This window comes from Vibrio sp. S12_S33 (assembly GCF_963889785.1).
Classification (GTDB): domain Bacteria; phylum Pseudomonadota; class Gammaproteobacteria; order Enterobacterales; family Vibrionaceae; genus Vibrio; species Vibrio aestuarianus.
On sequence record NZ_CAWPQZ010000043.1, the window covers coordinates 1 to 22,072 of the forward strand.

General features: G+C 43.2%; 16 protein-coding genes and 1 pseudogene. 10 read left to right on the forward strand and 7 right to left on the reverse strand.

The genetic code is table 11. The features are described from left to right. Positions 1-124: 124 nt before the first annotated feature. From AACW06_RS15755 to AACW06_RS15780, 6 genes and pseudogenes are all read right to left on the reverse strand, one after another. Positions 125-553: pseudogene (locus AACW06_RS15755) on the reverse strand (LysR substrate-binding domain-containing protein); the annotation flags it as partial. 391 nt (positions 554-944) lie between these two features. Next, positions 945-1,223 carry a 50S ribosomal protein L25 gene (gene rplY, locus AACW06_RS15760; RefSeq protein ID WP_192075790.1) on the reverse strand — a complete coding sequence of 93 codons (279 nt, stop codon included), beginning with the start codon at positions 1,221-1,223 and terminating at the stop codon, positions 945-947. Positions 1,224-1,384: 161 nt separating this feature from the next. Continuing rightward, positions 1,385-2,725, reverse strand: a complete 1,341-nt coding sequence (locus tag AACW06_RS15765; protein ID WP_192075791.1) for an ATP-binding protein — start codon at positions 2,723-2,725, stop codon at positions 1,385-1,387. After that, positions 2,715-3,374: a response regulator transcription factor gene (locus AACW06_RS15770; protein WP_192075792.1), complete on the reverse strand. Its 660-nt coding sequence runs from the start codon at positions 3,372-3,374 to the stop codon at positions 2,715-2,717. Before AACW06_RS15770 ends, AACW06_RS15765 begins: the two co-directional genes overlap by 11 nt. 9 nt (positions 3,375-3,383) lie before the next feature. Further along, positions 3,384-3,758 carry a PepSY domain-containing protein gene (locus tag AACW06_RS15775; protein ID WP_443263626.1) on the reverse strand — a complete coding sequence of 125 codons (375 nt, stop codon included), beginning with the start codon at positions 3,756-3,758 and terminating at the stop codon, positions 3,384-3,386. Positions 3,759-3,835: 77 nt separating this feature from the next. After that, entirely contained in the window at positions 3,836-5,578 is a 1,743-nt protein-coding gene (locus AACW06_RS15780) for a DEAD/DEAH box helicase (RefSeq protein ID WP_192075794.1), read from the reverse strand. A gap of 103 nt (positions 5,579-5,681) precedes the next feature. On the opposite strand from AACW06_RS15780, the gene rsuA reads away from it, so the two are divergent. The 3 genes from rsuA to AACW06_RS15795 all read left to right on the forward strand — a co-directional run bounded on the left by rsuA (position 5,682) and on the right by AACW06_RS15795 (position 8,483). Continuing rightward, on the forward strand, positions 5,682-6,377 hold the full coding sequence (gene rsuA, locus AACW06_RS15785; protein WP_192075795.1) for a 16S rRNA pseudouridine(516) synthase RsuA: 696 nt from the start codon (positions 5,682-5,684) through the stop codon (positions 6,375-6,377). A gap of 241 nt (positions 6,378-6,618) precedes the next feature. Next, the gene (locus AACW06_RS15790) at positions 6,619-7,827 is read left to right on the forward strand and encodes a Bcr/CflA family multidrug efflux MFS transporter (RefSeq protein WP_192075796.1); all 1,209 of its coding nucleotides are present in this window, start codon (positions 6,619-6,621) and stop codon (positions 7,825-7,827) included. Then, the gene (locus AACW06_RS15795) at positions 7,827-8,483 is read left to right on the forward strand and encodes a DUF2913 family protein (protein ID WP_192075797.1); all 657 of its coding nucleotides are present in this window, start codon (positions 7,827-7,829) and stop codon (positions 8,481-8,483) included. Before AACW06_RS15790 ends, AACW06_RS15795 begins: the two co-directional genes overlap by 1 nt. Positions 8,484-8,539: 56 nt before the next feature. On the opposite strand, the gene AACW06_RS15800 is transcribed toward AACW06_RS15795, so the two are convergent. Then, the gene (locus tag AACW06_RS15800) at positions 8,540-9,970 is read right to left on the reverse strand and encodes a DUF2867 domain-containing protein (protein ID WP_192075798.1); all 1,431 of its coding nucleotides are present in this window, start codon (positions 9,968-9,970) and stop codon (positions 8,540-8,542) included. Positions 9,971-10,070: 100 nt separating this feature from the next. On the opposite strand from AACW06_RS15800, the gene AACW06_RS15805 reads away from it, so the two are divergent. The 7 genes from AACW06_RS15805 (at position 10,071) to AACW06_RS15835 (ending at position 21,984) form a co-directional block, all read left to right on the forward strand. Continuing rightward, entirely contained in the window at positions 10,071-11,447 is a 1,377-nt protein-coding gene (locus AACW06_RS15805) for an MATE family efflux transporter (protein WP_192075799.1), read from the forward strand. Positions 11,448-11,570: 123 nt separating this feature from the next. Beyond that, positions 11,571-12,242 carry an ABC transporter ATP-binding protein gene (locus AACW06_RS15810; protein ID WP_192075800.1) on the forward strand — a complete coding sequence of 224 codons (672 nt, stop codon included), beginning with the start codon at positions 11,571-11,573 and terminating at the stop codon, positions 12,240-12,242. Next, positions 12,223-14,676, forward strand: a complete 2,454-nt coding sequence (locus AACW06_RS15815) for an ABC transporter permease (RefSeq protein WP_192075801.1) — start codon at positions 12,223-12,225, stop codon at positions 14,674-14,676. The genes AACW06_RS15810 and AACW06_RS15815 overlap by 20 nt, the downstream gene beginning before the upstream one ends. Continuing rightward, the gene (locus tag AACW06_RS15820) at positions 14,677-15,795 is read left to right on the forward strand and encodes a lipocalin-like domain-containing protein (RefSeq protein WP_192075802.1); all 1,119 of its coding nucleotides are present in this window, start codon (positions 14,677-14,679) and stop codon (positions 15,793-15,795) included. A gap of 356 nt (positions 15,796-16,151) precedes the next feature. Next, on the forward strand, positions 16,152-17,297 hold the full coding sequence (gene nhaA / locus AACW06_RS15825) for a Na+/H+ antiporter NhaA (protein WP_192075803.1): 1,146 nt from the start codon (positions 16,152-16,154) through the stop codon (positions 17,295-17,297). Between the two features lie 540 nt (positions 17,298-17,837). Next, on the forward strand, positions 17,838-20,723 hold the full coding sequence (locus AACW06_RS15830) for a pyridoxal phosphate-dependent class III aminotransferase (RefSeq protein WP_192075804.1): 2,886 nt from the start codon (positions 17,838-17,840) through the stop codon (positions 20,721-20,723). A 16-nt stretch (positions 20,724-20,739) separates the two neighbouring features. After that, positions 20,740-21,984 (forward strand): carboxynorspermidine synthase, encoded by a 1,245-nt coding sequence (locus AACW06_RS15835; RefSeq protein WP_176246263.1) that lies wholly within the window; start codon positions 20,740-20,742, stop codon positions 21,982-21,984. Positions 21,985-22,072 lie beyond the last annotated feature (88 nt).

The following is a 22,072-nucleotide window of genomic DNA, read 5'->3' on the forward strand; positions in this document are numbered from 1 at the left end:
TCCCATCGTTTATCAGTTAGCATTGTCCTTGGCATGGTGAACTCAGTTGTGATTTGTTTTTGGCGAAATGATTATAACCTTCACCATGCCGTTCAAAAAATCATCACGAAAGATCAACAGACCCTAGATCTTCAGGTTCATACTCCAGTTCTACGACTTTCAAAGAGCCAGCATCTATCTCATTACGACAGGATTCGATTGGTAGTATCGCGAAACCCAAACCAGCTAATGCACCTGATTTGGCCAGATGTCCGCTATTAACCTTAAATGAGGACTGTACTTTTTGGGTGATTAGCTCACCTTTAGCGTTTTTGAAAACCCAAGGAGTACCATTTAATGCGGTAAAACTACTGATGCAAGGAACGTGTTTCAAATCAGTAATCTGAAAAGGTCTAGGAGAGGTCTGTAGAAGTTGAGGGGATGCTACAACAACACTCTGCCAACGTTTAACTTCCTTAGCAACCCAACTCTTGTCTTCGAGCTTTCCTCTGTGAAAACTCAAAATGATGTCAAACCCATCAAGTAAATCTTCCTTGGGACTAATGCTCGTATCTGTAATGACACCCTCAGGTCAATTCAAAAGCAAAGCATCTGCGACTAAATTCTCTATTCGTGGCAGCCTTCTTTTTCGACTCCATCCACCGCCGCCAAAAGCAAATCCGCCAATTCATCAGCATGCGCAGTATGAGCATCTAATCCTTCAAGTAGGCCATGCTCGGTAAAAGTATCCCTTTCCGTTTCTGCAGCCTCATCAATAAGCGGTTTAGTCGGAAGTATAACATTGATGAGGGGACCACTCGGAAGCGTTGTTGAGGGCTCAAAAACGGTGAAACCCCGATGTTGGTAGCATCGGGGTTTCGAATTTTTAGATTTTTCGGATGGTAAGGCCGATAGTCTTTATGCAAAAGGTTGGATTTAATCCAAACTAATTCCTTGGTAGGAAATTAGATACGGATGAAGTCCATGTGCTCAACTTTTGGCTTGAACGCGTGACGTTGAACATCTTGTGGCTTAACCTTAACTTCTGCGCCATCAATTACTAGAGTAATTGCTTCGTAGAATTCAGGCTTATCCATTTGGTTGATCACTAGAGCGTGATCCAGTGCGATAGCAACAGGTGCTGCTTCACCACCGTAAACAACTGCTGGGAATTTACCAGCGTGACGTAGGCGGCGGCTCGCACCTTTACCTATTTCAGTACGTAATACTGCTTCGAATTTCATAGTTTTTACACTCAAATTAGTAAAAATAAACTTCATATCGGCAATGCGACCTTGCTGATATGGTATAGCTCTGGTTGTTGATCAATGATTACAACCAAAACGAGCGCGGATACTAGCATTCTATCGCTGTTTGAGCAATAAAAAATGCGGTTCAATCAACCCTAGACTGTACGTAAGGTTAACATTGCTTGTAAACCTCCCATAGGGCTGCGCGATAAAGTCAGCGCGCCACGGTAACTGTGTGCCATTTCACTGACAATATTTAAGCCAAGCCCAGTGCCAGCTGTCGTCTCATCGAGCCTAATACCTCTTTGCACTGCTTTGGATAAATCTTGTTCCGCTATACCTGGTCCATCGTCTTCTATATAAATATCAACCCAACCTTTTTGGGTCACTTTTGAATGGACACGTACTAACGAATGTGCCCATTTATAGCTGTTTTCGAGTAGGTTACCGAGCATTTCATCGAGGTCTGTGGGGTCAACCGCCACATCAAGCTCAGAATCGAGCTCGTTGACAAGTACAATGTCTCGCTTCGCATAGACCTTATCAAACGCCATAGAAATTGCATCAACACGTTCACAAGGGTTCGCTTTGACTGCCAGAATATTGGTCGACCCTGCCATGCGAGCTCGTCCTAAGTGGTAGTCGATCTGTTTTTGTAATTGCTCAACGGGTGTACGCAGTTTTTCTTGTTGAGAGGGCTCTAGGTGATCAATTTCATTTCTGAGGACTGAAATCGGTGTTTTTAACGCATGCGATAAATTGCCGGCATGCTGTCGTGCGCGTTGCAAAAGTTCTTGATAGTGGAAGAGTAGCGCATTTAAGTCATTAACTAATGGAAAAACTTCCTTTGGATATTCGTCACTGAGTGCTGATTTTTCACCTTTGCGCAATACGGCGAGTTCACGCTGCATTTTATTTAATGGACGAAGAGACCAGCTTACCTGAGCACCAATTAACAGTAACACTCCACTAAATAGCAAACCTAAAATCATCCAAAGTTGGCTAATGACACTATTGAGAGTTTCTTGCAATGGCGCTTCATCTAATCCAATCGTGATGGTAATTGGGCCAGAAAAATCCGGTAAGTAAACGGTGCGTTCAATCGCGGTAAGCTTTTCGTCTTTTGCGCCCTTAACGATATTTTTTAATCCATGTTTCTCTAGAATTAAACGCTTATCCCACAGCGAACGAGAGCGGAGCGATTGACCGTCTACTGATGCCGTCCAGTACAAACCACTGTATGGTTGGTTAAAACGAGGATCGGAGAGGCGAGTCGAAAGGACTAGGTTGCCTCTGCTATCGGCTTCTAAGTTGGCGGTGATTTCGTCCATCGCTAAGCTAAGTTGACTGCGCACATCATCTATTAAATAGTCTTTGACCAGAGTTGGAATACCAATGCCAGCAGCTAATATCATCGCACTAAGCCAAAAGGTTGCAGCCAATAGTAAGCGACTCTTTAAGCTGAGGCGTTTGAATGTCACGTTTTTATTTGGCATTCAACTGGTACCCCAGGCCTCTTACCGTTTTGATGATGTTGTTATTGATTTTCTTACGAATACGCCCAATGAACACTTCAATCGTATTTGAGTCACGATCAAAATCTTGTTTGTAGATATGTTCAACCAGTTCGGTGCGTGAGATGACTTTGTCTTGGTTGTGCATGAAATAGGCAATCACTTTGTATTCTAAGGCGGTCAGGCTGACTGCTTGTCCTTGCCACATTACTTTGGAGCTGCGGGTATCGAGACTTAAATCTCCGATTTGCATGATAGGTGAAGCGTTACCCGATGCTCGGCGCAGCTGTGCGCGTATGCGAGCGGTCAATTCAACCATCTCAAACGGTTTGGTTAGGTAGTCATCAGCACCTGCATTTAAACCCTCAACTCGTTGGGTTAATGTGTCGCGCGCACTGAGGATCACAATTGGAGTATTGATGTTTTCATCTCGAATGCCTTTCAAGACAGTCAAACCATCTATTTTGGGTAAACCTAGGTCGAGGACAATGACGTCCCACTCTTCAGAGGTGGCACGATAAAGAGCATCAATACCATCTTGCGATAACTCAGGCACCCATCCCGTTTGTTCAAGGGATTTTATGATCTGTTCACCAAGACGAGCGTCGTCTTCAACCACCAGTATTTTCATTTTTGTTCTCTATTTTTTTATAATGCCACGTATATTTCGACCACGAATTTCCATTAATTCGAGTGTAGTGGCATTGTATTCTACGCGAATAACATTATTGTCGTGTACCAACTTCAACTCATATATCCATTCATCATCATCTTCATCTAATTCGACTTTAATAACACGGCCATTCAGCTCTTTATCAATAGTGGCGTAAAGTTCAGAAAAGGGGCGAATTAGACCATTTTGAACCGCTGCATAGACTTCATCTTGATCTTCGTCGATTTCGACTTTTGTACCGGCTTTGTATGTGTCTTGAACTAAATGGTTAACATCATTATCGCTTGCAAATACAGGCGGTGATAACCATGAGAATAGCAATAAGCTTGCTATGGCTTTCATCGGTTTAATATGCATGTTATGAGCCCTTCAAACAAGGAGATCTAAATATAAATAACGCAATATGAATAGAATCTGAATCAGCGATTTTGTAATTCATCTTCAAAGATTTTGTCACGTATTTTCCAAAAACGTCCGACTTTTCTGGCAATCACAAACTGTGGGGGACGAAATCGGTGCTGATGTGCCACTACTTTTGAGGGGGATGCGGCTTCAAATGGCCGATGACGATCCGCAAGGTGTGGTCGCACAAATTGTTCGAGAAAGGTCTGTTTTTGCTTTTTGGTGGTTAGTGACCAAAACTCATGGACTTGCGCTTGGTTGTCTCCACGGTAAGTTACTTTCAATTGTGATTTGCCCGCGTCGTTTTTATACACATTAAGATCCATTTCTAGACATTCGAAAACGAGCGCGTCTTTTAGGTTGAGTGCTTCTTTCAGTTTTTTATCAGGATCGACTAATGTGGCATCACACTCGTGACAGATTCGCGCGGCAATATCATTGTCTGCACCACACTCACTACAGTATTTGGCTCTAAAACGATAACCACAATGTTCGCGTTCGTTGGTTTCTTCATCAGTAAAGTAACCTTGGCAGCGTCGTCCATAATGCTCAATCAAAAAGCCAGCAGCGTCCAGTTTACCCCAAAAGTTATTATTGAAACCGCAAGCAGGGCAAGGAATAGTGATGATTTCACTATTGGGGTCTGGCTTTGGTTCGCCAACTTCAGGTTGATATAGGTCATAGCTATTACCAGCGTAATCTAATACCAGACATTCCGTTTTTCCGGGAGAGAGACGTAAACCTCGCCCAACAATTTGCTGATAAAGGCTGATGGATTCAGTGGGGCGTAAAATGGCAATCAAGTCAACGTGTGGTGCATCAAACCCTGTGGTGAGAACGGAAACATTGACCAAGAATTTAATGTGTCGTTGTTTGAATTGTTGAATAATGGCGTCACGCTCTGGCGTTGGGGTGTCACCGATGACGATGGCGGTTTGTTCATTTGGTAGCAGTTGAACGATTTCTTGAGCATGGCGAACGGTTGCCGCAAAAACCATGACACCTTGTTTTTGCTGTGCGAGATGAATGATTTGATCAACGATCTGTGGTGTGGCACGTTTTGATTGTTCGATCACCATATCTAATTCCGCTTCTTTATAGCGGCCAGTATTCGCTGGTTTTAGTTGCGAAAAATCATAGCTCAACACAGGCGCATCAATCATGCGTGCTGGTGTAAGAAATTCCTCGTCCAATAGATAACGAATCGGCAGTTCAAAAATACAGTCACGGAAGATGCGAGGCTCCTCGCTGCGAACTTGGCCTCGAGTATGGTATTGATAAATCCAACCCATTCCTAAGCGATATGGAGTAGCGGTTAACCCTAATACTTTGATGCCAGGGTTAAGCTGTGTTAAATGTGAAATAACTTTTTGATAACTGCTATTTTTCTCGTCTGGCACGCGATGACATTCATCAATCACCAACAGTGAAAACTGATTTTTGAAAGCGTCTAAATTTCGAACCACTGATTGAACGGATGCAAACACCACTTGCTGCTTGGTTTCTTTACGACCAAGGCCTGCTGAGAAAATGCCACCATGCAAGCCATAACCTTCATATTTGGCATGGTTTTGCTCAACCAACTCTTTTACATGTGCTAGCACCAACACGCGGCCTTTGGCGAGTCTGGCTAGTTCTGCAATGACCAAGCTTTTACCAGCGCCGGTTGGTAACACAATGACCGCAGGGGTTGAATGCTTCCTAAAATAATGGATGACGGCTTTTACTGAGTCGGATTGATAAGGGCGAAGCGTATACATAAAACGTTTGTTCTCTGAGTGAGTCACAATAAAAACAGTGAAATAGATCAACTATTTCATTTTCGCTGAGTATAATACCCGACTTGATTTAGATGAGGTAATCATGCGTTTAGATAAATTTTTGTGTGATGCATTGGGTGCAACACGTAAAGAAGCTACCCAAATCATTAAAAGTGGCGATGTTACAGTGAATGGTGTGACCCCAAAAAGTGGTTCATGCAAAGTCACTGAAAGCTGTGAAGTGGAATGGCAAGGGCGAGAAATTAAGCCGCAAGGTCCACGGTATATGATGCTTTATAAGCCAGAAGGTTACGTTTGCTCGCATGAAGATGGCTTCAACCATACCGCTTTTGTGTTGCTTGATGAAATAAAAATGCAAGATTTACATTTTGCTGGGCGCTTAGATGTGGATACCACCGGATTGGTTTTAATTACTGATGATGGGCAGTGGTCACACCGTATTACCTCGCCGAAACATAAATGCGACAAGACATACCGTGTATGGCTTGCTGACCCTATTCAACCAACTTATGTTGAACAGTTTTTAACTGGCATTGAGCTACGTAATGAACGCGAATTGACCTTGCCAGCACAGCTTGAAATCGTTGACGACAATCAATGTTTGCTAACTATTCATGAAGGTAAATACCACCAAGTGAAGCGCATGTTTGCGGCATTGGGTAATAAAGTGGTGGCATTGCACCGCGAGCGTATTGGTCACATCGAACTTGATGAAACGCTAGAGCCTGGTGAATACCGATATCTCACCGAAGCCGAAGTCGCGTCTATTTGGAAATAGTGGTTTGCTATACTAAGTTGCGTATTGATGAGTGCTCTAACGTAGGTAAATGAGGGTGATTAGGAAATAGTTTGTTTCCTAATCAGAACTGGTTTTTTTCTGCCGATTAATCGACCATAACTCACTCACGCATTTAAACGCCCACTTTTAGTTTTCTGCTATGTAAAAGATTTAGAGATCACAGCAATCTTCGTTACTTGCTGTGTATTTTCTATCAACGAATTTCAATTTTTGGAGAACCATGACTTCATCTCACCCTGCTCAGGCTAACCATACAGCCCACATCAGTTTTGTACTCTTTCTTGTTTTAGGAGCTATTGGTGCGTTGACACCGTTAGCGATTGATATGTACTTACCCGCCATGCCGGCTATAGCAAAAGACTTGGGTGTGAGCGCGGGAGCGGTACAAATTACCTTGACGGCTTACACCGCAGGTTTTGCGATTGGTCAGCTTTTGCATGGACCATTAGCCGATAGTTTTGGACGTCGTCCTGTCATACTCATTGGTGTTGCATTTTTTGGTCTTGCGGCAGCGGTGAGTGCAACGACTCATGGTATTGATGCATTGACTTACGTGCGTGCAGCACAAGGTTTTGCTGGTGCTGCGGCGGCGGTGGTGATTCAGGCTGTCGTTCGCGATATGTTTGATAGAGAAGATTTCGCGCGCGCGATGTCTTTTGTCACCTTAGTAATGACGGTTGCCCCCTTAGTGGCACCGATGGTCGGTGGACACCTTGCTATTTGGTTTGGTTGGCGTTCTATTTTTTGGGTTTTGGCGATTTTTGCCGCAGTTGTGATTGTGTTGGTTTTTTGGAAAATTCCCGAAACGCTCCGTGTTGAAGACCGTCAGCCATTGCGTTTTAAAAGCACCATCCGTAACTATGTGCAACTGTGCCGTAACCGAGTGGCAATGGGGCTGATATTTTCTGGTGCTTTTTCTTTTGCTGGAATGTTTGCTTTTTTGACCGCGGGTTCATTTGTTTATATTGATATTTACGGTGTTAGCCCAGAGCAGTTTGGCTATTTATTTGGCCTCAATATTGTGGCGATGATTTTGATGACCACCCTAAATGGACGCATTGTGAAAAAAGTAGGTTCACATGCGATGCTTCGCTTTGGTTTGTTTGTTCAATTGTGCGCTGGTGTTGGCTTGTTTGCAGGCTGGGCTTTGGATCTAGGCTTATGGGGCATTGTGCCATTTGTGGTGCTGTTTATTGGTACACTCTCCACTATTGGTAGTAACTCGATGGGGCTGTTACTTAGCGGCTACCCAAAAATGGCAGGTACGGCTTCTTCATTGGCGGGGACGTTGCGTTTTGGTACAGGTTCGGTCATAGGTGCGGTGGTTGCTATGATGCCAAGTGATGCTGCATGGCCAATGATTTTAGTCATGGCAGCGTGTGCGTTATTATCATCTCTATTTTATTGGACATTAGGAAAAAAAGCGTAATGTCAGAGTATTACATTGAAATTCAACGTGTGGTTAACACGGCTCTTGAAGAGTTGCAGGCAGAACACCAAGCAGGTAAGTTAGCCGATGCCCCTTTAACTAATAACCACTTTTTGGTTCACTGGGTGAGTAAAGCGCTTAAAGCGCAGCGTTTTGAACGTTGTGTTGTGGATGACCTAAATCGTTGGCAAAAAGCAGGGCGTTCAAAGGGCAATCAATCGGAACTGTTGTTTACGTTTAAGCGAATTTCTGCGTTCTATGCGCATTTCTTCAATGGTGATTTTGATAATAAAATTACCGATAAACAAATAGAAGCTTTCCTAGATTTTATGGAAGCGGAAGGTTGGGACGTCAATAACTGTGACCCATTAGTGAATGTTGGAAAAGTGCAGATTTTTACTGATGGCCAAAATTCATTTGCTTTGTGCGGTGACCAATGTGATAACTGCTTTGACGGTGAGTTGATGGTTAAACCAATGAATTGGTTTGTACGTGGGCATCATGCTGACTTTGTTGAAAAAGCCTTTCAAGCCGGTTTTATGCTTTATAAGCGCACTGATTATAAATCGAATGTAAAATATCATGGTGAATATTTGGTGTATCCTAACAATCAAGGACCTCAAGTCGCCGAGATCCCTTTAGGATTTAAGGCTTAACTCCAGATTTTTAAAGAGCTAGTTCACCTAGCTCTTTTTTGTATTTACAGGCGTTTTTATTTCCCCCGTGCTTTGCGGGCGATCGCTTTAACCATGCCATTAAAAATAAAAAGATGTGCTGGCATCATGGCAAACCAATAAAGTAATCCTAAAAAGCCTTGTGGATGCCACCATGCGGTGACGTTCAATTCTCGTGTTTCGCCTAAATCTTTTATAGTGAATTCCAATCGGCCCAGTCCTGGTCCTTTCATACCAAATAAAAGTGATAGAAACTGTTTAGGTTGGCAGCGGATCACCTTCCAAGAGTCAATAAAATCACCGACTTGCAGTTCAGGCCCCGCAGGGGAGCGACGTACGGGTTTGCCTCCACCAAAAAATAGATCTAACCACTCTCGTGTTCGCCATAAAATATTGACAAAAAAATACCCTTCGCTACGGCTGCCTATGGTGCGGATTACCGCCCAAAGTTGTTCAGTTGTTGCCGTTGTTTCAATCGTTGCGCCAGCACTTTTGGGGTAATAACCAAAACCGGGTTGCCAACGTTTAAGTGCACTAGGGTCAAAGCCCCATACTTGAGTGCGGGCAAAAGTACCTTCATTGTCGATGATGCTTGTGACAACGTCACGGTATGCGTGCATCTTTTGTGGATAGCGGGCTTCAATATCTTGTGAATTTGCAATGTAATCATGTTCTAGCCCTGCGAGCAAAGCGCGCCCTATACTGGCTGGAACCGACGTCACGAGCGCTAACCAGTACGATGCCATGTTAGGAGTGAGCAATGGTGTGGACCAAAGCCGAAAGGGACGATGAGTGGCTTGGCAAATGATACGAAACTGCTCACGGTAGGAAAGCGTGTCAGGCCCACCGACTTCAAATAACTGGTGGGTTGTGGGGGGCTCTAACGCTAATTTGAGCAGGTAATGATTTAGGTTCTCTAAAGCGATTGGGTTCGCCTTGGAGTCGACCCATTTGGGGGCGATTAATATCGGCAAGTTGTAGACGAAATCGCGCATGATCTCAAAAGCGGCCGAGCCTGGGCCTAATATGACACCTGCTCTTAGTTCTGTGATGGGGATTTCACTGGTTCTTAACAGCTCGCCGGTCATTTTTCGTGCCTGTAAATGTTCTGAGTTCCCCGTTTGAGGTTGAATGGCACTTAAATAAATCACATGGTTGACTTGGCTTGATTGCAAAGCTTGTTTGAAATTTTCCGCGAGTGACAATTCATAATCAACGAAATCATGTCCTTGAGCCATGCCGTGCACTAAGAAATAGATCAGATCAAATTGAGGAACGAGGGAAAGTGTGGCCTGTTTGTCGGCTAAATCCAAATATTGTAAGGTCAAGTTCGGATGTGGGGCACAACGTGAGCGTAAATAATCAATATGTCTGGCGGCAGCGGTGACTTGATAATTTTGTTCAAGCAGCAATGGTAGCAATTGAGAGCCTACATAACCTGACGCACCGAGCACTAATATTTTTTTCATAATTATCCCTTCAAATGTGATGGTTAGATTATGCACACACAAGTATAATAACGGCTTAGTTTTTTCCTTGCTATCAATGAGTTGTCTTAGAGGTGATCTGTTGTCCGTTTTCTCGCAAATAATGTTACATACACGAGGTGATTTTTTCCGTCGCTTAATGGCTATTGCGATGCCAATCACCTTGCAAAGCATTATGTTTTCGAGTCGAGGCTTGGTGGATGTCTTAATGTTAGGTCAACTAGGTGAGGCCGAAATCGCCGCTGTTGGGGTCGCAGCTCGTGCTACCTTTGTAACGACCATCATGTTGGTTGGTGTCACAACTGGCGGGGCACTGTTAACGGCGCAATATTGGGGGGCTGGCAATCAAAAAGGAGTCAGAGAAAGTACGGCATTGACTTGGTTGGTTGCGAATTTGTTTGCAGCGCTTACGGTTGTGTTATTTCTCCTGTTTCCTAGCCAGATAATGGCGTTAACGACCGATTCAGAAATGGTAAACACGCTAGGTAGTCAATATCTCATTATTACTTCGTTTAGTATGTTTGCGGTTGCATGTGTTAGCAGTATGGCTGTTGGTCTGCGCTCAATGCATAAGCCAGGACTTAGTACCTTCTTTAGTGGCATCGGGATTATTGCTAATATCTTTTTAAACTGGGTGTTGATCTTCGGTAAGTTTGGTATTCCAGCCATGGGGATTCAGGGGGCCGCCATTGCGACACTATTAAGTGGCTTACTTGAAGTCGGCTGTTTATACGGCTACCTTTACAGCAAAAAGCACCTGTTGGCGTTTGGTATTGAAGATATACGCGCCATCATTGATTGGCACAAAATTTCTCGTTTCCTCAAACTTTCTTTGCCAACCACGTTTAACTTCTTTGCATGGGCGGGAGGCTTATTTGTTTATCATGCGATTATGGGACAAAGTGGTGTTCAAGGTTTAGCAGCCTTATCAGTGATGACGCCTGTCGAATCTATTTCTCTCAGTTTGTTGATTGGAATGTCCAGTGCTGCCGCGGTATTAGTTGGTAACCAACTGGGTGCTAAAAACAACGAAGCTGTTTATTTTCAAGCATTAGGGTTGACGATTATCAGCTTGCTGGTTGGGATTGTTGTCGCTACTTTACTCTTTGTGGTTCAAATCCCTATTCTCAACTCGTTTACCGCGTTAACGGAAGAGACGAGAGCATTGTCTGAGAAATTCATCATGATCTTGAGCGCTGGTATTGTATTACGTTCAATCCCGATGACGGTGATTGTTGGTGTACTCCGTGCTGGTGGTGATGTTAAGTTTTGTTTGTACCAAGATTTAGTGGCGCAATGGGTGATAGGCATTCCATTAGCGGCATTTGCTGCGATTGTTCTTGGGGCATCACCAGAAATGATTTACACGCTATTTTTAACCGAAGAAGTGGTTAAGTGGGGCGGCTCACTTTACAGAATGAAAAGCAAGAGGTGGATGCGAAATTTGATTGAAAGTTAGACATAACACATTCGATATTTGCAATTTGGTGCATATCTTGTGACCCAGTATCCAAAATACTTCCTACTCCTTAATAATTAGTGTAGATTCACAATCTGATTTAGACTGTTTTTGAGTGATTTAATGTTACAACTGACCAATCTTTGCAAAGGCTATGTAGATGGGGATGAATTTCATCCTGTATTGCAGGGAGCAGAATTAACGTTAAATCAAGGCGATCAATTGGCACTAATGGGTGAAAGTGGCTCAGGAAAGAGTACCTTGCTCAACTTGATTGCAGGCTTAGATACCGTCGATTCCGGTGAAATTTGGTTTCCCGGCTTTTCGATGCATAAAACTTCTGAACATAGGCGCACTGCTTATCGTCGTAATAACATCGGTCATATTTTCCAACAATTCAATTTATTGCCAACGTTGAATATTGCTGACAACATTCGTTTTTGTCGTCAGCTCAAAGGGTTAAAAGAAGACCAAGGCTTATTGCGTCAAATTTTATCCTCGTTAGACCTGATGCCATTATTAGGCCGGTACCCAGAAGAAGTGTCTGGTGGACAGCAGCAGCGAGCCGCTATTGCTCGTGCTCTCTATATGGAGCCAAAAATATTATTGGCAGATGAACCCACTGGTAGTTTGGATGAGCGCAATGCTGAAGCGGTAATGCGTCTGCTAAATTCGTTGACCCGACAGTTAGAGTGCACGCTGTTTTTAGTCACACATAGTGAGAAAGTGGCACTGCATATGGATGGCTGTATTCGCCTGCAAGGAGGACAACTGCATGTTATGGCCCGTAGTTAAGGCACTATTGGGTCATTATCGGCGTTATCCTCTACAAATCATCCTAGTCTGGCTTGGTTTGACACTTGGCGTTTCTTTACTTGTTGGCGTAACCGCTATAAATCAACACGCCCGTCAAAGTTATCAGAATGGTGAAAAGCTTTTCGCCAATCCTTTACCTTATCGTATCCGTCCTAAACATATTGCGAACAAAATCCCGCAAGGCTTTTATATTCAACTGCGACGTGATGGATTTCAGCAATGTGCGCCCTTTGAAAATTACCGCCTCAGTACGGCCAGTGGTTCAGATATTACTTTGATTGGTCTGGACCCTGTAGCAATGTTGCCAATTGATGGTGATCAAACATTGTCCGAAATTGCTACATTGTCTTTAATGCAACCACCATATCCGGTTTTAGTTAGTTCAGATTTAGCGCGACTACAAGGTTGGCAAAACGGAGATTTCATTCTACTGGATGACGGTTCAAAGCTAGGGCCAATTAGTATCGATCAACAATCCATGCGGAATGGTACGCGAGTCATTGCAGATTTATCTTTAGTGCGGATGCTTAAAAAAAGCACAGGGCTATCAGTCATTGCTTGTGGTGATATGCCACCGGAAAAATTACAACGTCTAAAAAATGATTTACCGAATGGTCTAACGTTAGTGCGCAGTTATCGTAGTGAACTTGAATCGCTTACGCGTGCATTTCATTTGAATCTGAGTGCGATGGGGATGTTAGCTTTCCTTGTCGGCTTATTCATTTTTTATCAAGCGATGTCCCTGTCATTCATTCAAAGACAGCCTTTGGTTGGTTTGTTACGTCAAGCTGGAGTGTCTGGTTGGCAGTTAACTCAAGCATTACTGATTGAGTTATTTGGCATGGTACTGTTTAGCTGGGTGTGTGGTAATGGACTTGGTCTGTTATTAGCTAACCAGCTTATCCCTGCGGTTTCGACCAGTTTAGGTGCGTTGTATGATGCAAACGTTGGGTTATCTATTGTTTGGAACTGGCAATGGAGTAGTTACAGTTTATACATGACCATCATCGGTGCTTTGGCGGCCTGTATTTGGCCGTTAACACGTCTGTTGAAATCACAACCAATTCGCCTTTCAGCTCGTTTATCCCTGGTTCGATTTGCTGGTGTCGAATTTAGAATACAGGCTTTGATCGGTTGTGCATTTTGTGTGGCTGCAATCGCTGTATATCAAGTGCCACAAACTCAGCTGTCTGGTTTTGCAATCATCGCATTGATGTTATTAAGTACGGCTCTGTTTACCCCTTATTTAATATGGGCTTTATTCAATAGCCTTTCTTATACGTTGGGATGGGTGAAAGCGCGTTGGTTCTTTGCAGATGCGGCGGCGAGCATGAGTTACCGTGGTGTTGCAACCATGGCATTTATGATCGCAATGGCGGCGAATATTGGCATTGAAACCATGGTGGGTAGTTTTCGTGACACGACTGATAAATGGTTGAGTCAGCGTTTAGCTGCTGATATCTATGTGTATCCTACGAACAGTTCTGCATCCAGAATGAGCAGTTGGTTAAGCGTACAGCCAGAAGTCAATGCCGTATGGTGGCGATGGGAAAGAGACTTTTCTACTGATAAAGGTACGCTTCAAGCGATCAGCACGGGGGCATCAGAGGGGGAGTTTGATTCACTGACGGTAAAATTAGGCGTCCCTAATTATTGGCATCATCTACATCATTCGAAAAGCATCATGATTAGCGAGTCAATGGCACTGAAGTTGGGTATTAAGCCTGGTGATTACATTGACTTGTCAGCGCCATTAGGTCGGCATTGGCAGGTAGTCGGCATTTATTATGATTACGGTAATCCGTATCACCAAGTGTTATTGTCTCACCAAAATTGGTTATTCGCTTTTGCTGGCACTGGCAATGTATCTTTGGGCGTCCTAGTCAAAGAAGACATTAACGCTAACACTTTGAAAAAGCGCCTAGAATCTGTTTTCAGATTGGGGGATGACCGAACTTTTGACAATAACAATATTCATGACCAAGCGATGCGCGTGTTTGACCGAACTTTTGCCATTGCAGATACTTTAGGGCGAATTACTTTATTGATTGCTGTATGTGGAATTTTCTTTGCAACCCTCGCAGGGGAAGTATCGAGGCAGCGTCATGTATCATTGTTACGCTGTCTTGGTGTTTCAGGGAAAGAGTTGATCGTTATTGGTAGCTTACAGCTGTGCATTTTTGGTGCGATATCATTGATTATCGCCATGCCGTTAGGGGTCGCGTTGGCAAATTTAGTGGTTGATATCGTGATTAAACAGTCGCTAGGTTGGACAATGCAACTTCAATTAATACCTCATGAATATATGACAACAGCGGCTTGGGCAATGATCACGCTAATGTTTGCAGGCGCTTTACCTGTCATTCGTCTGGTAAGAAAAGCACCAATCAGTTCGCTAAGGGATGCGCTATAAATGATGAATCGAGCTAAGTTAAGTATCCTTCTGATAGGTGTTTTAATTATTGTTGGCGTTTTTGCTGCTTTTTCTTGGTATGAGCATAGACAGACTCAGCACGATGTTAATGACGAGCTTAATGCCTCAAACCTTGAAACCGACAAAATCATTTTTGAACCGGTTTTACCCAATAATTCCGTGGTGCTTCCACGTGATTTTAAATTTCATCCAGAATTTCAGCATGAATGGTGGCACTATTTTGCCAATGTCGCAGATGAAAAGGGTCAACAATATAGTATTCAATGGAGTTATTTCCGCATTGCCAGTGATGATCGCACAACCCAAGGTTGGCTAAATCCTCAGATTTATGTTTCCCATGTAGTGATATCTAATGCAGATAAGGTGTGGCGTGAACAACGTATTTCCCGTGGTGGTATTGGTCAAGCTGGTTTTGAAATCAAGCCATTTAAACTATGGATAGACAATTGGTCTTGGCGTTCATTAGGTGTTAGCCCTTTGCCTAGTATATTGGACATTACAACGGATACGTTTTCGTTATCATTGCAAAGTACGGCCACGGGGAGTTTTATTTTACCCGGTGAAGGTGGTTACCAAGCTAAACATAATTTACTGCCGATTGCGTCTTATAATGTACAAGCTCCATTTATGACGGTGAAGGGGAAACTCACGTTAGAAGGGCTGCCACAAACATTGAAGGTTTCAGGGGCTGCCTGGCTGAGTAAAGAGTGGGGCAATAACTTGCTACCTTCACCAAATCGTAATTGGGATCGGTTCGTCGTCAATGTTGACGGTCACAACACCTTGGTTATCAATCGCTATCGCCCTTATCAGCAGATGCCCTATGTTATTGGCACATTGATCCAATCATCAAGGGAAATCATAACGTTAAGTGAAGATGACATCGTTGTTTCCCCGGTTGCGACATCGGCATCAAGTGCTACTAATAATGTTCCGCTACAGTGGATAGTGAAGATCCCAAAATACGACATGCGTTTAGTTATAGAAGCAGCGAATAGCAATAAGGGATCTACTTTTTTTATTCCTTACTGGGAAGGCCCAGTGCGAGTTAATGGGAACTCTAAAATAACAGGTTTTATGCAACTTACTGGTTATTAAATAACTTATCGATTAGGTATGATATTTTAGGTCAAGCAACGCTTGGCCTTTTTACTTTTCAGCTACCCTTAACAGTGATTCAGTAAGGTCAGAGTTTCTTGCTCTACTCGGGGTTCATGATTGAAAATTGCTGGTTTCAATTTATCTACGGAATATACGTTGTTTAGGGTCGTTATTGTCGGAAATTCCGATGCTTATCATCTATACAAGCGATTTTTACTGATGGCTGCTATTGTATAGACTCTGTCGAATTCTTTGTTAATCAATTAGTAGGACGTGTTGGTGATTTATCTCGAACAGAATTTAAACTCGGAAAGTCAACACGCCCTGACACATATAACTATAAGGACGATATCATGAGTGATGTGATTCGCGACTTTTTCAAAATGGAATCTGCTGGCGGTATCTTGCTAGTGATTGCAGCAGCTATTGCAATGATGGTGGCAAACTCTCCGCTAAATGATGTGTATCAATCCGTTTTACATTCTTATGTATTAGGAATGTCGGTTTCCCATTGGATTAATGATGGCCTGATGGCGGTATTCTTCTTGCTGATTGGTTTAGAAGTGAAACGCGAATTACTTGAAGGTGCGCTAAAGTCAAAAGAAACGGCTATTTTCCCCGCTATTGCTGCTGTCGGAGGCATGCTTGCTCCGGCGCTTATTTATGTACTGTTTAACGCTAATGACCCTCAAGCTATCCAAGGTTGGGCGATTCCTGCGGCGACTGATATTGCCTTCGCATTAGGTATTATGGCGTTGTTAGGTAAGCGTGTGCCAGTGAGTTTAAAAGTATTCTTGTTAGCATTAGCGATTATCGATGACCTTGGCGTTGTTGTGATCATTGCCCTTTTTTATAGCGGTGACTTATCGACGATTGCATTAACGATTGGTTTTTTAATGACAGGCCTGTTATTTATGCTCAACAACAAGCATGTTACAAAAATCAGCCTTTATTTAATTGTTGGCTTTATTCTATGGTTCGCAGTCTTAAAGTCAGGCGTTCATGCCACTTTAGCGGGTGTCGTACTTGGCTTTGCTATTCCTTTGAAAGGCAATAAAGGTGAGCATTCTCCACTTAAACATTTAGAGCATGCGCTCCATCCTTATGTTGCGTTTGTTATTTTGCCTATTTTTGCGTTTGCCAACGCAGGTATATCTTTACAAGGCGTTTCATTGTCTAGTTTGACCTCAATGTTACCGTTAGGCGTTGCTTTAGGTCTATTAGTGGGCAAACCATTAGGTATCTTCACATTCAGTTGGGCTGCGGTGAAGTTGGGTGTGGCTAAGCTTCCGGAAGGTATTGATTTCAAACATATTTTTGCAGTATCAGTGTTGTGTGGCATTGGCTTTACTATGTCTATTTTTATCTCGTCACTTGCTTTTGGCACGGCGAATGTAGAGTTTGATACCTTTGCTCGACTCGGAATTTTAATGGGGTCAACAACAGCAGCTATTATTGGCTATATTCTGCTTCATTTATCATTACCGAAAAAAGCGTAGTTTTACTTGTATAGCCCTCAATCATTGAGGGCTATTACTTTCTAAAAACTAATCATTTGATTCATGGAAACTTTCAGTAAATACAATCATTCATTCCGCGATCAGTAATTAAAAATTGATTGCCAGCTTATTTATTTTTTGATATTTTTCGCCCCAATCTCGGACAGTAGATTCTGGGGGATACGCGTAATGACCATTCAAGCTGATTGTGACATTACGTAGGGTAGGTATCAGCAAGTCCTTTTGTTGATAGACGGGATACTCTTGCAGCGGGAGCTGCATGTGAATGGGAAACCCAACATTGAACTCACTAAATACGCTTACATTAATCAGCTTTGTACTTCCTCTATGCCCTGTGCTCGAAGACAGTTGCATCACAGAACCTTGATTATCTGATTTAGTAATCTTTCATCAACCTCGATGAACCTAATACCGTATCCGCTATTTGGCGAATCCGGATTTATTGCTATGTCTTATTTCTTTATCAACCAATCCTATTAAAGAAAAAGACGAAATTTACCCATTTCAAGGGGAAGGAAAATGAGTACAGCCTTTGAAGTCGATAACACTATCGCAACCATTTTTTCAGCTCAAGTACCTGTTGTAGAAGGGACTTACGATCTTACTCCAGACCAAATATTGCTTGATCAAATCGAGCATGAATCTGAAGTTCGTTCATACCCACGTCGTTTGCCAATTGCTATCAAACAAGCACATGGTGCATTGGTTGAAGACACTCGCGGTCAAATTTTCTTAGATTGTTTGGCTGGCGCAGGAACTTTAGCGCTTGGCTATAACCACCCAGAGATTAACCAAGCTCTGAAAGAGCAGTTAGATTCAGGTTTGCCTTATCAGACTTTGGATATGACAACCCAAGCGAAAGATAAATTTATTAAGCAAGTCAAAGCGTTCTTGCCTGAAGATTTCGCGCAAAATTCAGCGATTCAATTCTGTGGTCCTTCTGGTGCCGATGCTGTGGAAGCAGCAATTAAATTGGCAAAACAGACCACAGGTCGCAATACCATGTTTGCTTTCCGCGGTGCATACCATGGCATGACTAACGGTACGATGGGCATGATGGGTAACCTCAATACCAAAGCTCGTCGTACTGGCTTAATGTCAGATGTGCACTTTATGCCTTTCCCGTACAACCTACGTTGTCCATTTGGCCTAGGTGGCGATGAAGGGGCAAAAGCAAGCATTCGCTATATCGAACGTCTATTAAATGATGATGAAGCGGGCATTATGAAGCCGGCAGCCATCATTGTTGAGCCAGTTCAAGGTGAGGGCGGTGTGATCCCTGCTCCTGCATTCTGGCTACGTGAATTGCGTCGTATTTGTGATGAACACGGCATCTTGTTGATTTTTGATGAAATTCAATGTGGTGTAGGCAAATCAGGTCACCGTTTTGCCTTTGAAGAATCAGGTATTTCTCCTGATATTCTTTGCCTATCGAAAGCGATTGGTGGTGGTCTTCCTATGTCGATTTTGGTCTTCAAGAAAGAGATCGATACGTGGAAACCAGGTGAGCATACAGGTACTTTCCGTGGTAACCAATTGGCCATGGTATCGGGTGCTAAAGCATTAGAAATCATTCTCCGTGACGACTTAGTTGGTCATGCTAATGCTGCTGGTCAATATTTGCGTCAAGGACTTGAAGCAATCCAAAGCCGTGTTAACTGTATTGCTGAAGTACGTGGCAAAGGTCTAATGCTTGGCTTAGAAATTAACAAGCCGAACGGTGAGCGCAATAAATTTGGCGAGCCAATGTCAGATGGGCAATTAACACTGGCGATCCAACGCGCTGCTCTTGAGCGTGGTTTGATGGTTGAAAAGGGAGGTCGTGATGGCTCAGTTATCCGTTTCTTACCGCCGTTGATTATCTCTTTTGAGCAAATTGATTTTGCGCTTCGTACATTGGAAGCCGCTATTCTTGCCGCTGGCGGTGGTTCTAAAGATCCAGAACCAGAAAACCAAGGTTGGAAAAAGCACTTTATCCAAACCGGAGAGATGGGCAGTGATGAATTTGCTGCGGTTATGAACCACACCACCTCTGCGATGAAGGCCGTGTTCGAGCAGGCTAAAACACCTTATTCAGGTTTGGATCCAAAACAACTTGAAGATGCGATTTATGCCGTTGATTTAGACAACAAAAATGCGCCTTTAAAAGACGTGATTTCGGAAATGGCGGAACTGGTTGCCAAGAACTCTATCATTGTTCAACACCCAGATTGTATCGCTCACTTACATACTCCACCGCTGATGCCATCTATTGTTGCTGAAGCAATGATTGGGGCGTTGAACCAGTCAATGGATTCATGGGATCAATCTTCTTCTGCAACTTACGTTGAGCAGAAAGTTATTGATTGGATGTGTGAGAAATATGAACTTGGCGTAAATGCGGATGGCATTGTCACTAGTGGTGGCACGCAAAGTAACCAAATGGGGCTGATGCTTGCACGCGACTGGATTGCAGACAAATTAAGTGGTCACTCAATCCAGAAGCTAGGTTTACCTGAATATGCAGATAAACTACGTATTGTATGTTCGAAAAAATCTCACTTTACAGTTCAAAAGTCAGCTTCTTGGATGGGGTTAGGTGAAAAGGCCATTTTAGCCGTTGATGCCAATCCAAATGGCACGATGGATGTCACGCAGTTAGAGGCGACTATTACGCAAGCTAAAGCTGAAGGTCTAATCCCATTTGCAATCGTAGGTACTGCTGGTACCACCGACCATGGTGCAATTGATGATCTCTCAACTATCGCTGATGTTGCTGAACAACATGACTTATGGATGCATGTCGACGGGGCCTATGGTGGTGCTTTAATTCTAAGCAGTCATAAAGCTCGTCTGCAAGGGGTTGAGCGTGCACATTCAGTGAGCGTTGATTTCCATAAATTATTCTTTCAAACCATCAGTTGTGGTGCGCTGTTGCTGAAAGATAAGAGCAACTTTAAATATTTACTCCACCATGCTGATTACCTCAACCGAGAGCATGATGAGTTACCAAACTTGGTTGATAAATCTATTGCTACAACCAAACGTTTTGATGCGTTGAAAGTATTCATGACAATGCAAAACGTTGGGCCAAAAGCGTTGGGTGACATGTATGATCACCTGCTAGAACAAACGCTACAAGTCGCTGATTTAGTTCAACATCATGAGGCATTTGAATTGCTTGCTGAACCTGCACTGTCGACAGTGCTATTTCGGTCAGTGAACAAACAAGCTGCGGATTTTGATGAGTTAAATAAAGCGTTGCGTTTAGAAGCATTAACACGCGGTGTGGCGGTACTGGGTGAGACGATTGTGGATGGCAAAACTGCCTTAAAATTCACGATTTTGAACCCGTGCCTTCAATTGTCAGACTTCAAATCACTACTTCATAAAATCGAACAGTTAGCCACTGAGCTAACAAAATAGAAAGGAATAGAAAAACATGTCTGTTTTACAAATTGGTGCAGGAGGCGTTGGGTGGGTTGTCGCACATAAGGCGGCCCAAAACAACGACGTACTCGGTGATATTGTTCTTGCTTCTCGTACTGTTGAAAAGTGCGAGAAGATCATTGAATCGATCAAAGGAAAGAATAACCTTAAAGATAAGACTAAGAAGCTGGAAGCTCGCAGCGTTAATGCTGATGATGTCGATTCTCTAGTCGCGTTAATTAAAGAAGTCCAGCCTGATCTGGTGATCAACGCTGGTCCTCCTTGGGTCAATGTGCCAATTATGGAAGCATGTTACCAAGCGAAGGTCTCTTACTTAGATACATCTGTGGCTGTTGACCTTTGTTCAGAAGGCCAACAAGTGCCAGAAGCGTATGACCCACAATGGGCATTTCGTGAAAAATTCAAACAGGCGGGAATTACCGGTATTCTAGGTGCTGGTTTTGATCCTGGCGTTGTCAGTGTATTTGCAGCGTATGCCGTAAAACACTTGTTTGATGAAATTGACACCATTGATGTGATGGATGTGAATGCTGGTGATCACGGCAAGAAATTCGCGACAAACTTTGACCCAGAAACAAATATGTTAGAGATCCAAGGTGACTCTTTCTATTGGGAAAATGAAGAGTGGAAACAAGTACCTTGCCACTCGCGCATGCTTGAATTTGATTTCCCAAATTGTGGTTTGCACAAAGTCTATTCAATGGCGCACGATGAAGTTCGTTCAATGAAAGAATTCATTCCTGCCAAACGCATTGAATTTTGGATGGGCTTTGGTGATCGTTACTTGAACTACTTCAACTGTATGCGTGATATCGGTTTGTTGAGTCCTGAACCATTAACCCTACATGATGGTACGGTTGTACAACCGCTACACGTACTAAAAGCTATGCTGCCAGATCCAACGTCTTTGGCTCCGGGGTATACGGGTTTAACATGTATCGGCACATGGGTTCAAGGCAAGAAAGATGGCAAAGAACGCAGCGTTTTTATCTATAACAATGCGGATCATGAAGTGGCGTACAACGATGTAGAGCACCAAGCCATTGCTTATACGACAGGCGTGCCAGCGATCACGGCTGCGGTACAATTTTTCCGTGGTAAATGGGCCGATAAAGGTGTGTTTAATATGGAGCAACTTGATCCCGATCCGTTCCTTGAAACAATGCCTAAGATCGGCCTTGATTGGCACGTTCAAGAGTTAGTGGTTGGCCAGCCAGACATTAAGATTCTTAAATAAGGATCAACTGGAGTTGTTATTTTTGTTTATTAACTTCGGTTGATTTACAGCAGTAGCGATGACTTATTCCAAGCCGATGCGATAAGTG

Excerpts from the sequence above, each read along its gene's own strand:
- rplY (WP_192075790.1), bottom strand. The coding sequence starts at position 1,223 with ATGAAATTCGAAGCAGTATTACGTACTGAAATAGGTAAAGGTGCGAGC.
- AACW06_RS15765 (WP_192075791.1), bottom strand. The coding sequence starts at position 2,725 with ATGCCAAATAAAAACGTGACATTCAAACGCCTCAGCTTAAAGAGTCGC.
- AACW06_RS15770 (WP_192075792.1), bottom strand. The coding sequence starts at position 3,374 with ATGAAAATACTGGTGGTTGAAGACGACGCTCGTCTTGGTGAACAGATC.
- AACW06_RS15775 (WP_443263626.1), bottom strand. The coding sequence starts at position 3,758 with ATGAAAGCCATAGCAAGCTTATTGCTATTCTCATGGTTATCACCGCCT.
- AACW06_RS15780 (WP_192075794.1), bottom strand. The coding sequence starts at position 5,578 with ATGTATACGCTTCGCCCTTATCAATCCGACTCAGTAAAAGCCGTCATC.
- rsuA (WP_192075795.1), top strand. The coding sequence starts at position 5,682 with ATGCGTTTAGATAAATTTTTGTGTGATGCATTGGGTGCAACACGTAAA.
- AACW06_RS15790 (WP_192075796.1), top strand. The coding sequence starts at position 6,619 with ATGACTTCATCTCACCCTGCTCAGGCTAACCATACAGCCCACATCAGT.
- AACW06_RS15795 (WP_192075797.1), top strand. The coding sequence starts at position 7,827 with ATGTCAGAGTATTACATTGAAATTCAACGTGTGGTTAACACGGCTCTT.
- AACW06_RS15800 (WP_192075798.1), bottom strand. The coding sequence starts at position 9,970 with ATGAAAAAAATATTAGTGCTCGGTGCGTCAGGTTATGTAGGCTCTCAA.
- AACW06_RS15810 (WP_192075800.1), top strand. The coding sequence starts at position 11,571 with ATGTTACAACTGACCAATCTTTGCAAAGGCTATGTAGATGGGGATGAA.
- AACW06_RS15815 (WP_192075801.1), top strand. The coding sequence starts at position 12,223 with ATGTTATGGCCCGTAGTTAAGGCACTATTGGGTCATTATCGGCGTTAT.
- AACW06_RS15820 (WP_192075802.1), top strand. The coding sequence starts at position 14,677 with ATGATGAATCGAGCTAAGTTAAGTATCCTTCTGATAGGTGTTTTAATT.
- nhaA (WP_192075803.1), top strand. The coding sequence starts at position 16,152 with ATGAGTGATGTGATTCGCGACTTTTTCAAAATGGAATCTGCTGGCGGT.
- AACW06_RS15830 (WP_192075804.1), top strand. The coding sequence starts at position 17,838 with ATGAGTACAGCCTTTGAAGTCGATAACACTATCGCAACCATTTTTTCA.
- AACW06_RS15835 (WP_176246263.1), top strand. The coding sequence starts at position 20,740 with ATGTCTGTTTTACAAATTGGTGCAGGAGGCGTTGGGTGGGTTGTCGCA.